11 protein-coding genes are annotated in these 12,664 nt (G+C 64.6%); 4 read left to right on the top strand and 7 right to left on the bottom strand.

The genetic code is table 11. The features are described 5' to 3' along the window. Nucleotides 1-25 precede the first annotated feature (25 nt). The gene (locus C5F53_RS08965) at nt 26-760 is read right to left on the bottom strand and encodes an ABC transporter substrate-binding protein (RefSeq protein WP_161499909.1); all 735 of its coding nucleotides are present in this window, start codon (nt 758-760) and stop codon (nt 26-28) included. A 129-nt stretch (nt 761-889) separates the two neighbouring features. On the opposite strand from C5F53_RS08965, the gene C5F53_RS08960 reads away from it, so the two are divergent. The 3 genes from C5F53_RS08960 to C5F53_RS08950 are packed head-to-tail and all read left to right on the top strand — an operon-like array spanning nt 890 to nt 5,069. Further along, entirely contained in the window at nt 890-3,556 is a 2,667-nt protein-coding gene (locus tag C5F53_RS08960) for a circularly permuted type 2 ATP-grasp protein (RefSeq protein WP_370446718.1), read from the top strand. Then, on the top strand, nt 3,556-4,551 hold the full coding sequence (locus tag C5F53_RS08955) for a transglutaminase family protein (RefSeq protein ID WP_105261044.1): 996 nt from the start codon (nt 3,556-3,558) through the stop codon (nt 4,549-4,551). Before C5F53_RS08960 ends, C5F53_RS08955 begins: the two co-directional genes overlap by 1 nt. Before the next feature lie 59 nt (nt 4,552-4,610). Next, nucleotides 4,611-5,069 carry a RidA family protein gene (locus tag C5F53_RS08950; protein ID WP_105261043.1) on the top strand — a complete coding sequence of 153 codons (459 nt, stop codon included), beginning with the start codon at nt 4,611-4,613 and terminating at the stop codon, nt 5,067-5,069. A gap of 71 nt (nt 5,070-5,140) precedes the next feature. Here C5F53_RS08950 and C5F53_RS20675 read toward each other — a convergent pair whose 3' ends face one another. From C5F53_RS20675 to C5F53_RS08920, 6 genes are all read right to left on the bottom strand, one after another. After that, entirely contained in the window at nt 5,141-6,730 is a 1,590-nt protein-coding gene (locus C5F53_RS20675; protein WP_105261042.1) for a methyl-accepting chemotaxis protein, read from the bottom strand. 71 nt (nt 6,731-6,801) lie between these two features. After that, complete coding sequence (gene folK, locus C5F53_RS08940) at nt 6,802-7,272, bottom strand: 2-amino-4-hydroxy-6-hydroxymethyldihydropteridine diphosphokinase (protein WP_105261041.1); 471 nt, start codon at nt 7,270-7,272, stop codon at nt 6,802-6,804. 14 nt (nt 7,273-7,286) lie between these two features. Beyond that, a complete protein-coding gene (gene pcnB, locus C5F53_RS08935) occupies nt 7,287-8,861 on the bottom strand; it encodes a polynucleotide adenylyltransferase PcnB (protein ID WP_105261040.1) in 1,575 nt (524 codons plus the stop codon). Between the two features lie 30 nt (nt 8,862-8,891). Then, nucleotides 8,892-9,578, bottom strand: coding sequence for an HAD family phosphatase (locus C5F53_RS08930; protein WP_105261039.1), 687 nt, complete (start codon nt 9,576-9,578; stop codon nt 8,892-8,894). Beyond that, the gene (gene hda, locus C5F53_RS08925) at nt 9,575-10,261 is read right to left on the bottom strand and encodes a DnaA regulatory inactivator Hda (RefSeq protein ID WP_105261038.1); all 687 of its coding nucleotides are present in this window, start codon (nt 10,259-10,261) and stop codon (nt 9,575-9,577) included. Before hda ends, C5F53_RS08930 begins: the two co-directional genes overlap by 4 nt. Nucleotides 10,262-10,271: 10 nt before the next feature. Next, entirely contained in the window at nt 10,272-11,351 is a 1,080-nt protein-coding gene (locus C5F53_RS08920) for an AI-2E family transporter (RefSeq protein ID WP_105261037.1), read from the bottom strand. Between the two features lie 133 nt (nt 11,352-11,484). Here C5F53_RS08920 and purM point away from each other — a divergent pair, with 133 nt between their 5' ends. Further along, entirely contained in the window at nt 11,485-12,534 is a 1,050-nt protein-coding gene (purM, locus tag C5F53_RS08915; protein ID WP_105261036.1) for a phosphoribosylformylglycinamidine cyclo-ligase, read from the top strand. Nucleotides 12,535-12,664 lie beyond the last annotated feature (130 nt).

Here is a 12,664-nt window from a genome sequence, read left to right as displayed (position 1 = left end):
AACCCGGCTGTACGGGCTTGCGCCGCTACAGCACCGGCCGCAGCTTGCGCAGCCCGGTGTTCAGGGCACGCTGTGCCAGTGCGCCCGCTGGCGTGCGCTGAAAACATACATAGAGATTTTTCACCTCCAGCACCTTGGGGTTCACCTGCAGCTGAGTCGCCACACGTGCCAGCTGCGGGTCGGTCTGCACCAGGTGCTGGTAGACCTGCTGGTCGACCACGGCCAGATCAATCCGGCCCGCCACCAGCTTCAAGATATTGCTACGGTCGTCCGGCGCCTCTTCCGAGATCAGCACCTTGCTGGCAATGCGCGCATCTAGCTCCTCGGTGTTCACAAAGCCGCGCACCACGCCGATGCGCTGGCCCTGCAAATCGTCATACGTCGTCCATTTCACGGGGCTGTCGCTGCGTTCCAGAAACACCACATGGCTGCGCCCCACGGGGTCGGAGTAGAGGTAACGCGCGGCGCGCTCCCGCGAGTAATAGGCCGGGAAAAAGCCCACATACGCGGGGCTGGAGTCGACCAGACGCACCGCCCGGGACCATGGAAAAAACTGCACCTCAACACTGTAGCCAGACACCTTCAGCGCATCGGCAATGGTGGCAGACACCAGGCCTTTGCCCGGCAACCCCGCACCGGTATACGGAGCCCATTCGAGGGTGCTGAGCTTGTAGTCAGCCGCCCAGGCGGGCAAGGCAACGCCACACCACAGGCCCAAGCCGAACCAGGCAGCCAAGACAGCGCGCCAAACGGGTTTCATAGGGTCTCCAACGGTTGTGATCCCAGCTCTCCGCGGCATGGTAGCGGGCTTTGCCCGACTTGGCTCGGCACGGGCCTTGCGTGCAAGTTCCAGGCCCCCGGCGCCCCCTGCGCTGGCATACTCAGGCCAGTGAATTCCTCTCTTGACCCCCTCGCCGTGAACAGCCCCGCCACCGACGCCGACGTGCTGTCCCGGGCCCGCCTGTGCATGGCCGCCGCCGGGCACTTTGACGAGCTGCGCGCTACCGTGCTGCCCAAAGCCGGCAACCAACCCTCCGCCCCTTCCGAAAATGCTATCAATTTTATAGCTGCTCGCGCAAATTTCACGGGGGCTTGGGGCCAATTCTTTGCCAATATGGAGGCCCGCACCAGCGCCGAGCTGGATGCCCGGGCCGCCAGCCTGCAGCGCCAGATCCGCGACAACGGCGTCACCTACAACGTCTACGCCGATGCCGAAGGCCCGCAGCGCCCCTGGTCACTGGACCTGTTTCCGCTGATGGTGGACGCGCCGAGCTGGCAGCACATCGAAGCCGGTGTGCAGCAGCGCATGCGCCTGCTGGAGGCGGTGATGGCCGATGTCTACGGCCCGCAAACCTACCTGGCCCAGGGCCTGCTGCCCCCCGCCCTGGTACATGGCCACCCCGGCTACCTGCGCGCCATGGCCGGTGTGCGGCCCGTGGGTGGGCGCCATCTGCATGTCACCGCCTTTGACCTGGCCCGCGGGCCCGATGGCAACTGGTGGGTAGTGGGCCAGCGCTGCCAGGCGCCCAGCGGCCTGGGCTACCTGCTGGAGAACCGGTTGGCTGTGTCGCGCCAGTTTCCGCAGGCCTTCCAGGCGCTCAAGGTGCAGCGCCTGGCCGGCACCTACCGCGCCCTGATGGACAGCCTGAAGGCGCACAGCCCGGCTGGCGCCGACGCCCACATTGCGCTGTTGACGCCGGGCCCTTACAACGAAACTTATTTTGAACACGCCTACCTGGCGCGCTACTTGGGCCTGAGCCTGGTGGAAGGCAGCGACCTGATCGTGCGCGACGAGCGCCTGTTCCTCAAGACGCTGCGCGGCCTGGTGCCGGTGCACGGTTTGCTCAAGCGCGTGGACGACCAGTACCTGGACCCACTGGAGCTGCGCCCCGACTCCACCCTGGGCGTGCCCGGCCTGCTGCAGGCCATCCGCGCAGGCAATGTTTTGGTGGCCAATGCGCCAGGCTCGGCGTTTCTCGAATCCCCTGCGCTCTTGGGCTTTTTGCCCGCGCTGGCGCAGCACGCGCTGGGCGAAGACCTGAGCCTGCCCGCCCTGCCCAGCTGGTGGTGCGGCGAACGCAGTGCCATGGAAGAGGCCCTGCCACGCCTGCGCGAGCACACCATCAAGCCCACCTACCCGGGCTCCAGCATCCACACCAGTTTCGAGTCGGTGCTGGGCCACACCCTGGGCCAAACGGCGCTGGACGCCTGGGCCGGCCGCATCATGCGCCAGAGTGAAGACCACACGGTGCAGGCCTACATGCCGCTCTCGCAAATACCCACCTGGCACAGCGCCAGTGCCGGGCAGCCCAGCGCCATGGTGGCGCGTTCGGCGCTGCTGCGGGTGTTTGCCGTGTCGGACGGGTTGGATGCCGCAGGCCGCCCGCACTGGCGTGTGTTGCCCGGGGGCCTGGCCCGCGTGGCCGGCACCAGCGCCGACATTGCCAGCATGCAGCGCGGCGGCAGCAGTGCCGATGTGTGGGCCCTGACCGAGGGTGAGGTGGACACCACCACCCTGCTGCCCAGCGCCCTTACCCCCGCCGTGCTGGCCCAGCGCAAGCGCCTGGTCACCAGCCGCGCGGCCGAAAACCTGTACTGGCTGGGCCGCTACACCGAACGTTCTGAGAACTCGGTGCGCCTGGCCGCGCTGACGCTGGATTGCCTGGGCGGCGAAGAACAAAGCTCGGTGCCGCTGCTGCAGTGGCTGAGCCAAATGGCCGTGGCCAACACCTTGGTGCTGCCGGGCACCCCGTCCGCCGTGCAGGCGCGCCGGGTATTTGAGCGCACGCTGATCGCCAGCCTGGCCTCGGCCGAGGGAGCCACCAGCGTGGGCTTTAATGTGCGCGCGCTCAAAATGACCGCGGCCACGGTGCGCGAGCGCCTCTCGCAAGAGCACTGGCACACCATCGTGCGGGCCGAAGAAACCCTGTTCCACCAGAGCGCCCGCCTTGCGGCCCAGGGCGACTACGCCCCCGCCCAGGCCCTGCGGGTGCTGGGTGACCTGAGTGACCAGCTGGCCGCTATCACCGGCGCACAAACCGACCGCATGACCCGCGACGACGGCTGGCGCCTGCTCAGCATTGGCCGCCATGTGGAGCGCCTGCACTTTCTGGCCAGCGCGCTGGCGCGCAGTTTTGAGACCGGCGCGGTGGACACCGATGGCGGCTTTGAAGCCCTGCTCACGCTGTTTGACAGCACCATCACCTTCCACGCCCAGTACCAGCAAAGCCGCGATATTGCCGCACTGACCGATCTGCTGGTGCTGGACCGTGACAACCCGCGCTCGCTGGGCTGGGTGGCGCACACGCTGCGCGGGCGCCTGGCCAAGCTGGCGCAGAGCCCGGCGGGTGAAATGAGCAGCATGTCGCTGCAGGTGCCCAACCCTGACACCTGGGACCTGGCCCACCTGTGCGAGACGCCCGAAGGCGAGCCCAGTGCACCGGCCCTGCGCAACCTGCTGGACGCTTTGAGCGAGTGTGCGTTCACGGTGTCCGAAGACATCAGCACCACCTACTTCACCCACTCGGGCCACACCAAACACAGTGTGGGCACCTGATGCTGCTACAAGTTACCCACCACACACGCTACGACTACCAGCCGGCGGTCGAGACGGCGCAGCACGTGGCCTACCTGCAGCCGCTGCAACACGCCGGGCAAAACCTGCTGAGCCACGCCCTCACCATCAGCCCGCAGCCGGCGCAGCAGCGCAACACGCTGGACGTGTATGGCAACACGCGCTGTTTTTTCTCGCTGCAGGTGCCGCACCCGGTGCTGGAGGTGCAGGCCATGAGCATCGTGTCCACCAGCGCCCATGCCCGGCCCGAGAGTGCGCAACCTTGGGAGCAACTGCGCGACCGGCTGCGTTACCAGGCGCACACGCCCTTCGAAGCGGCGTCGGAATTTGTGTTTGCCTCACCCTTTGTGCCGCGCCGCCAGGAGTTTGCCGGCTACGCACGGCCCAGTTTTGTGGCCGGCGCCAGTGTGCTGGCCGTGGCGGTGGACCTGATGGAGCGCATCCACACCGACTTCACCTACGAGAGCGAAAGCACCCAGATCAACACCCCCGCCCTGCAGGCGCTGGAGCAACGCAAAGGCGTGTGCCAAGACTTTGCCCACATCATGCTGGCCGGCCTGCGCAGCATGGGTCTGCCCGCACGTTATGTGAGCGGCTACCTGCTGACGCAGCCCGCGCCGGGCGAGGTCAAGCTGGTGGGCAGCGATGCCTCACACGCCTGGGTCAGCGTCTATGTGGGCGACCTGCCCGAGGGCCAGCGCTGGGTGGACCTGGACCCAACCAACAATCGCTGGGGCTGGTTTGCCCCGGGTGTGGACTATGTGACCGTGGCCACCGGGCGCGACTTTGGGGATGTGTCGCCGCTGCGCGGTGTGATCCACGGCGGCGCCAGCCACACGCTGACCGTGGGGGTGACGGTGGAAGACATCCGCAGCGACAATAACGGCTCCGCGCCCATAGCCGAGGCCTCCCAAACCCAAGGACAAAGCCAGTCCCAGGGCGGTGGCCAGAGTCAGACCCAAGGCGCTATCAATTAAATAGCTGCTGGCGCAGTATCCATAAGTGCCAGAGGCACTTTTTATTCAAAGGAACTTGTATGAGCATTTACGACAAACTCGCCGCCCTCCAGATCACCCTGCCGCCCGTGGCCGTGCCCGCTGCGGCCTATGTGCCCTTTGTGCAGACCGGCAACCTGGTTTTTATCAGCGGCCACATTGCCAAAAAAGACGGCAAACCTTGGGTGGGCCAGTTGGGCAAAAACACCACGACTGAAGAGGGCAAGGCCGCCGCACGCGCCATCGCCATCGACCTGATGGGCACGCTGCACGCCGCCGTGGGCGACCTGAACCGTGTCACACGTATCGTCAAGGTCATGTCCCTGGTCAACTCCACCGGCGACTTCACCGAGCAGCACCTGGTGACCAATGGCTGCAGCGAGCTGCTGGGTGAAGTGTTTGGCCCGCAAGTGGGCGCGCATGCGCGCAGCGCCTTTGGTGTGGCACAAATCCCCATGGGCGCCTGCGTGGAGATTGAGCTGATTGCCGAAGTAGCCTGAACTCCCGACTCGGCTTCCCCATGAAAAAAGCGCTGCCGAGGCAGCGCTTTTTTGTGGGCGAATGGCTCTGCCTAGCTCAGCAACAAGGGCGCACCCGAAGAGCCTGTGTGCGCCAGCTGCGGCGCCACCTTGAACACCGCCACCGCCTGCGCCAACTGGGCCGCCTGGTCACGCAGGCTCTCGGCCGCCGCCGCACTTTCTTCCACCAGCGCGGCGTTCTGCTGCGTCATCTGATCGAGGTTGCCCACGGACTGGTTGACCTCGGCAATACCCGCGCTCTGCTCGCTGGACGCTGCGGTGATCTCACCAATCACGTCCACCACGCGGCGCACACTTTGCACAATCTCCTGCATGGTGGCACCGGCGGCCGTTACCAGCTTGGTGCCCGACTCGACCTTGTCCACCGAGGTACCGATCAGGCCCTTAATCTCCTTGGCAGCCTCGGCGCTGCGGCCGGCCAGGCTGCGCACCTCACTCGCCACCACGGCAAAACCCCTGCCCTGTTCACCGGCACGCGCGGCTTCCACCGCGGCGTTCAGCGCCAGGATATTGGTCTGGAAGGCAATGCCGTCGATCACGCTGATGATGTCGGCAATCTTTTTGCTGCTGGCGTCGATCTGCTGCATGGTGCTGACCACCTGCGACACCACCTCGCCACCGCGCTGGGCCACGTTGGAGGCATTGGCCGCCAGCGTGGCAGCCTGGTGGGCGTTGTCCGAACTCATGCGCACGGCATGCGTTAGGCTGTCCATGCTGGACGCGGTGGAGGCCAGGTTGCTCGATGTTTGCTCGGTGCGCTGGGCCAGGTCGTTGTTGCCCGAGGCAATCTCGGAGCTGGCGGTGGCAATGCTGTCGGTGCTGTGGCGCACCTGGGACACCATGAGGCCGAGCGAGCGGTTCATGGCGGCCAGCGACCGCATCAGGTCGCCGAACTCGTCGGCCCGGGTTTCATCCACATGACCACTCAGGTCCCCCTCGGCAATACGGGCCGCCAGGTCGTTGGCCTGCAGCAGGGGTTGTTTGATGGAGCGGATCAAGAAAGCCGCGCCCACCAAGATGCCCCCGATCAGCACCACCAGGCCCCCTGCCGACATCAAAATTAGCTTGCGGCCCTCGGCCTCGAAAGTCTCGCGCAAGGCCTCGTTGGCGGCGTCCTGCATCAGCACAAACTGCTGGTGCGCGTCCTGCAGGGCCTTGACTGCCGGGCGGTACTGGGTCTCCACAAAGGCGGGCATTTCGCCGGGTTTGACGACCTTGAGCAGCGCGGTCTGGCTGGTCAGGTCCTGCAGTTTTTTGCGCAGCTCGGTGATTTTGGCGAGCTGGGCTTTGTCGGCCTCGGTCGGGTCCGCGGCCTCAATGGCTTTTTGCAGCTCTTCAATCTTGGTATTGCTCTGGGCAATTTCATCCTTGAAGGCATTGGCCACGCCCGGGTCCACCGAAACCACCACCGCATAGGCACGGGTGGTGTTCACGTCGACCAGCGCCGCCCACTGGTTGGCCGTCTTGATTTGCGCCAGCATGGCCGCATTCACAGCACCGTAGGCCTCGCGGGACTTGCGGGACTGCAGGGCAGTAAACGCAATGATGATGGCCAACAGCACCACCATCAGGCCCATCGCAGCCCACAACTTGGTGGCCAGACGCAGTCGGTCAAAACGCATTCCAATCTCCTTTAATTATTCTGTAATTTAACCATGCGGGAGCGTTGGAAAATGGGGGGAATTGACCGGATTTACCCTGCCATGCGCCAAACCCCCTGGTCTTGCACCGCCGCTAAATCAAGGGGGCTTACTTGGTCCGGCAGCAATTCAGCCAGCGGCAGCAGCACAAAAGCGCGCTCGCGCATGCGCGGGTGCGGCACGATCAGGGTGGCACTGTGGATGGTGGCGCTGCCATACAGCAGCACATCCAGGTCCAGCGTGCGCGGGGCGTTGCGGTAGGGGCGTTCGCGCCCGGCGTCTAGCTCGATTTGCTGCAGAGCTTGCAACAAGGCGGGGGCGCTGAGGGTGGTGGAGAGTTCGGCCACCGCGTTGACATAGTCGGGGCCGCTGGAGTCAATCGGGGCGCTGCCGTACAAGGCGGACTGGCGCCGCAGCGTGCACTGGGGCACGGTGGCCAGCGCCGCCAGCGCTGCCTGCAGTGCAGCCACCGGTTCCCCGAGGTTGGCCCCCAGGCCGATGTAGGCCAGCACCGGCGCACGCATGGTGAAACGTCGGCTTATTCGGCGCTGCCGCCGGATGCGCCACCCTCGGCTCTGCCCGCGCCAGAGCGGCGGCGACGGCGGCGTTTGCGTGGGGCATCGTGGCCATCGGCGGGAAAGTCTGCTTCGGGGCTGTTGTCCACTGCATCCGCGGCGGCCGGGCCGGCAGGCGCCGATTTGGCCGGTGCGCGGTGCACACGCGGCGCTTGTTTGCGCTGCTGTTGTTGTTCGGTACGCACCTGGTCCACCATGTCCTGGCGCACATCGTCGCTGGCCATGCTGAACTCTTGCCACCAGTCGGCCAAGACCTCGTCAATTTCACCGGCGTCAGCGCGCAGGCGCATGAAGTCGAACGCCGCACGGAAACGCGGCTGGTCCACCATGCCAAAGGGCGTGCTGCCCACACGTTTCTCGAAGCGGGGCTGCATGAGCCATATTTCGCGCATGTCGCCGGCCAGCTTGCCGCGGCCGGACACATCACCAATACGCGCGTTGAACACGTCCTCGATCGCGTCTTGCAGTGCTGGATGGCCGTGCTGGCCATTTTTCATGCGCTGGTCCCAGCCATCGCGCACGTCGGCCCACAACACACAGGCCAGCAGGAAGCTGGGCGCCACGGGTTTGCCTTCTCCCACACGGCGGTCGGTGTCTTTGAGGGCGGCAGCCACAAAGGGCTGCTCGGCGCGCTCCACCACCACGTCCAGCAGCGGGTAAATGCCGCGGGCCATGCCCAAGAACTTGAGTTGCTCCACCGAAGCCAGCGCGTGACCGGTCTGCAGCAGCTTGAGCATTTCGTCGAACAAACGGCTTTGCGGCACGTCGTTCAACAGGCTCTGGCTCTTAATCAGCGGGCCGGCGGTTTTGGCTTCCAGCTTGAAGCCCAGCGGGCTCAACTTGGCAGAGAAACGGATGGCGCGGATGATGCGCACCGGGTCTTCGCGGTAACGCGTGGCAGCGTCGCCGATCATGCGCAGGGTGCGGCTTTTCGCGTCCTTCAAGCCGTTGTGGTAATCGACCACGATTTGCGTCTCGGGGTCGTAGTACATCGCGTTGATGGTGAAGTCGCGGCGCACCGCGTCTTCTTCCTGCGGGCCCCAGACGTTGTCGCGCAGCACCCGGCCGGTGCTGTCGACGGCGTGTTTCATGCCGGCGAGCTCGTTTTTGCTGGTGCGTTCGTTGCCCGCCACCTGTTCGGCGGCGGCGTTGTCCAGGTAGGCACGGAAGGTAGAGACTTCAATCACTTCGTGCTCACGCCCGCGGCCATAGACCACGTGCACGATGCGAAAGCGCCGGCCAATGATGAAGGCACGGCGGAACAGGCCCTTGACCTGCTCCGGTGTGGCGTTGGTGGCCACGTCAAAGTCTTTGGGGCGCAGGCCGACCAGCAGGTCGCGTACGGCGCCGCCCACCACATAGGCTTCAAACCCGGCTTGCTGCAGGGTGCGCACGACGTTGATGGCGCGTTCGTCCACTAGGTTGGGATCGATACCGTGGACAGAGACAGGCACTTCCACCCGTTTACCGAACTGGGGCTTTTTACTGGCGGCAGACGGGCTCTTGCCCAGCAATTTGTCGATGAATTTCTTGATCAAGAGAAGGTTCCAAGCGGTCAGGGCCGCGGGTCAGGGAAAGAGGTCAAGTATGCGCCATCCGCGCTCTTGGGCCAGGGCGCGCAGGCGCGCATCGGGGTTGGTGGCCACGGCCACATTGGCTTTTTCCATCAAGGGCACGTCGTTGATGGAGTCGGAATAGAAGGTGGTGTGCACGGTCTCCCAGGCCAGGCCGCGCTCGCTGAGCCACTGGTCCACACGTGTAACCTTGCCTTCGCGGAACGACGGCACGCCGGCAATTTCACCGGTGTACCAGCCGGTGCCGCCGGGGGCGTCGTCTGTCACCAGGTCCACGGCAATCAGGTCTTCCACACCAAATGCCGTCGCAATCGGGCGGGTCACAAAAGCGTTGGTGGCGGTCACGATGATCACCGTGTCGCCCGCGGCCTGGTGGTCCTGCACCAGCTTCAGGGCCTGGGGTTGGATGGCTTTTTGGATCACGGCCCGCATGAAATCTGCGTGAGCAGCTATCGATTTCGCAGCACCCTGCTTCACCACGGCTGCTGTGGCAAAGCGGCAGTAGGCATGAATATCCAGCGTACCCGCCTTGTAGTGTTCGTAGAACGCGTGGTTTTGCGCCTGGAAGCTGGCAGCGTCCGTCCACCCCAGGGCGGTGGTGAATTCGCCCCAGGCGAAGTCCGAATCCAGCGGAATCAGCGTGTGGTCCAGATCGAAAAGGGCAATCTTTTTGAGTGTCATTGGTTGTCCAGCATGGCTTTGATCATCGGAATGGTGATGGCGCGCTGGGTTTGCAGCGCGTAGCCGTCCATCAGTTCCAGCAGTTCCATCAGGCTGCCCAGGTCGCGGCTGAAGCGGTTGAGCATAAAGTCCATCACCTCGTCGCTCAGGAACACGCCGCGCGCATCGGCCGCCTGGCGTAACACAGCGCGCCGCTCGGGCTCGCTCAGGGCATGCAGGCCAAACACATGGCCCCAGCCCAGGCGGGTACGCAGGTCGTCGCGCAGTTTCAGCTCCACCGGCGCCAGTTCCCCGGCCGCCAGCACCGGGCGCTGGTGGGTCTGGGCGTTCACAAACCAATTGAAGGCCATGTGTTGCTGCTCGGCGGTGTACAGATGCACATCGTCCATCAGCACCGCGGCCCAGCCTTCGTCAAACTCGGCCGGCTCCAGCACGGCAGCATCCAGCCAGCCCACGCGGGCGCCCTGCTCGCGCAGCGCCTCACGCGCAGCCTTGAGCAGATGGCTTTTGCCACTGCCTTCGGGGCCCCAGAAGTAGGTGGGCACGGGCGAGCGGGCTTGGGCGCTGCTTTTGGCCCCAATCCAGAGTTCCAGGTGCTTGAGTGCCGCCTCATTGGGCCCGGCGAAGAAGTTGGCCACTGTCGGCCCGGCGGACAAACCGATGTCCAGCGCGATCTGTTGCATCACTGAAGTCTTACCCCAAATACAGGCGACTGGCCAGGTAGCTGGTGCGCACACGGCGCACGGCCACCAGCAGCACGGCACTGGCCGGCAGGGCAATCAGCACACCCACAAAACCGAACAGCTGGCCAAAGGCCAGCAAGGCAAAAATGACGGCCAGCGGGTGCAGGCCAATGCGCTCGCCTACCAGGCGCGGCGTCAAATACAGACTTTCTACCAGTTGGCCCAGGCCGTAGACCACGGCCACCATGACCAGCGGGTAGACCAAACCGCCACTGGAAAACTCCAGCAGACCGGCAAAGGTGGCCAGCACCAGCCCCACGCCAAAACCCAGGTAAGGCACCGAAATCGCCAAGCCCGTAAAGATGCCGATCGGCAAGGCCAGGTCCAGCCCAAACAGGGCCAGACCCACGCTGTACGCCACGGCCAGAATCACCATCACCAACAGTTGGCCGCGCAGGTACTGGCCCAGCACGTCGTCCGCCTCGGCCAGAAAACTGTCCACACTCTCGCGCAGCCGTGGGGGCACCAGGTCGCGCACCTGGCCCACAAAACGGTCCCAGTCCATCAACAAATAAAACAGCGCCACGGGAATCAGGATGGCGTTGCCGATGATGGCAAAGGCCACGCTGCCACCCAGCTTGACCGAGGCCAGCACCGAACCCAGCGCGTCTTCCACATTGGCGTTGAGGTACTTCATGACAAAATTCTTGATGCTGCCCACATCCAGCGACACGCGGATACCCCACTGCGCCAGCCAGGGTTTGACGGTGGTGTTCAGGCTGTCCAGCAGCACCGGAAATTGCTCTCGCATCAGCGGCAACTCTTTGGCAAAGATGGGAACAATGAGCAACAGCACGCTGAGCAATACCACCACAAACAGCAGCTCCACCACCACCACGGCAGCCAGGCGCGGAACCCGGCCCCGCCCCACATCGTCCAGCCAGTCCACCACTGGGGTCAGCGCATAGGCCAACACTGCCGCCACCACAAAGGGGGCCAGCACCGGGGCCAGCAGCCACAGCGCGAGCACCACCAGGCCCGCAATCAGCAGCCAGGCAGTGAATCTTTTTTGGGCGGGGGTGAATTGCATGGGGTGGGGTCAAACCTTATAGGGCGGTTTTAGCGAAGGCGGAGCATGATCCGGGGAGGCTGGTCCAGTCGAAGCTAAAATCTGGGCAAATTCTATCGGGGTCTGCCTCTGTTCTGCCCCAAAGCCACTTCCCATGACCCAATCTGCCTCCCCCACTCCCCTTTCCTACAAAGACGCCGGTGTCGATATCGTTGCTGGCGACGCGCTGGTTGAGCGCATCAAGCCCCTGGCCAAGAAGACCATGCGAGAGGGCGTACTGGCCGGTATTGGCGGTTTTGGCGCCCTGTTTGAAGTGCCCAAGCGCTACAAGGAACCCGTGCTGGTGAGCGGCACCGACGGCGTGGGCACCAAGCTCAAGCTGGCGTTTGAGTGGAATATGCACGACACCGTGGGCATCGACCTGGTGGCCATGAGCGTGAACGACGTGCTGGTGCAAGGCGCCGAACCCCTGTTCTTTCTGGACTACTTTGCCTGCGGCAAGCTGGACATCGACACCGCCGCTGCCGTGGTGGGTGGTATTGCCAAGGGTTGCGAGCTGTCCGGCTGCGCGCTGATTGGCGGCGAAACTGCCGAAATGCCCGGCATGTACCCCGCGGGTGAATACGACCTGGCCGGTTTTGCCGTTGGTGCGGTCGAAAAATCCAAGATCCTGACCGGCGCCGATGTGAAGCCCGGCGACGTGGTGCTGGGCTTGGCCTCCAGCGGCGTGCATTCCAACGGTTTCAGCCTGGTGCGCAAATGTATTGAGCGTTCAGAAGCCGCCGGTACGGTACCCGCCACGCTGGACGGCAAGCCGTTCAAGCAGGCTCTGATGGAGCCCACCCGCCTGTACGTGCTGAACGTGCTGGCTGCGCTGGCAAAACACCCGATCAAGGCCCTGGCCCACATCACCGGCGGCGGTCTGCTGGAGAACATTCCCCGGGTGCTGCCCGAAGGCACGGCCGCGCATCTGGTCAAGGGCAGCTGGCCCCAAACCGAGCTGTTTGCCTGGCTGCAAGCCACGGCGGGCATTGACGACATCGAGATGAACCGCACCTTCAACAACGGCATTGGCATGGTGGTGGTGGTGGACGCCGCCAACGCCGAAGCCACGGCCGCCACGTTGCGCGCCAGCGGCGAAGCGGTGTACACCATCGGTGTCATCGCCCCCCAAGGCAGCGGCGCACAAGTCGTCGTCGCCTGACCGGCAAACCGGGGCCTGTTGCCCCGGCGCCACCCCGTGCTAGTAAATTTGTAGCTGCTCGCGCAAGCACCATCTGGACTTTTGGCACTTTTTGCTCCAAACTTTGCGCTTCGTTGGTTACCACACGGAG

The sequence above is a fragment of the Rhodoferax sp. TS-BS-61-7 genome, from assembly GCF_002943465.1.
Lineage (GTDB): Bacteria > Pseudomonadota > Gammaproteobacteria > Burkholderiales > Burkholderiaceae_C > Allorhodoferax.
The sequence above is the reverse complement of the archived record's forward strand: the minus strand, read 5'-3'. Positions and strand labels throughout refer to the sequence as shown.

Bases quoted from the DNA above. Each gene is read 5' to 3' on its own strand.
- C5F53_RS08955 (WP_105261044.1), top strand. From the start codon at position 3,556: ATGCTGCTACAAGTTACCCACCACACACGCTACGACTACCAGCCGGCG.
- C5F53_RS08965 (WP_161499909.1), bottom strand. From the start codon at position 760: ATGAAACCCGTTTGGCGCGCTGTCTTGGCTGCCTGGTTCGGCTTGGGC.
- C5F53_RS08950 (WP_105261043.1), top strand. From the start codon at position 4,611: ATGAGCATTTACGACAAACTCGCCGCCCTCCAGATCACCCTGCCGCCC.
- C5F53_RS08930 (WP_105261039.1), bottom strand. From the start codon at position 9,578: ATGACACTCAAAAAGATTGCCCTTTTCGATCTGGACCACACGCTGATT.
- purM (WP_105261036.1), top strand. From the start codon at position 11,485: ATGACCCAATCTGCCTCCCCCACTCCCCTTTCCTACAAAGACGCCGGT.
- hda (WP_105261038.1), bottom strand. From the start codon at position 10,261: ATGCAACAGATCGCGCTGGACATCGGTTTGTCCGCCGGGCCGACAGTG.
- C5F53_RS08920 (WP_105261037.1), bottom strand. From the start codon at position 11,351: ATGCAATTCACCCCCGCCCAAAAAAGATTCACTGCCTGGCTGCTGATT.
- folK (WP_105261041.1), bottom strand. From the start codon at position 7,272: ATGCGTGCGCCGGTGCTGGCCTACATCGGCCTGGGGGCCAACCTCGGG.
- C5F53_RS20675 (WP_105261042.1), bottom strand. From the start codon at position 6,730: ATGCGTTTTGACCGACTGCGTCTGGCCACCAAGTTGTGGGCTGCGATG.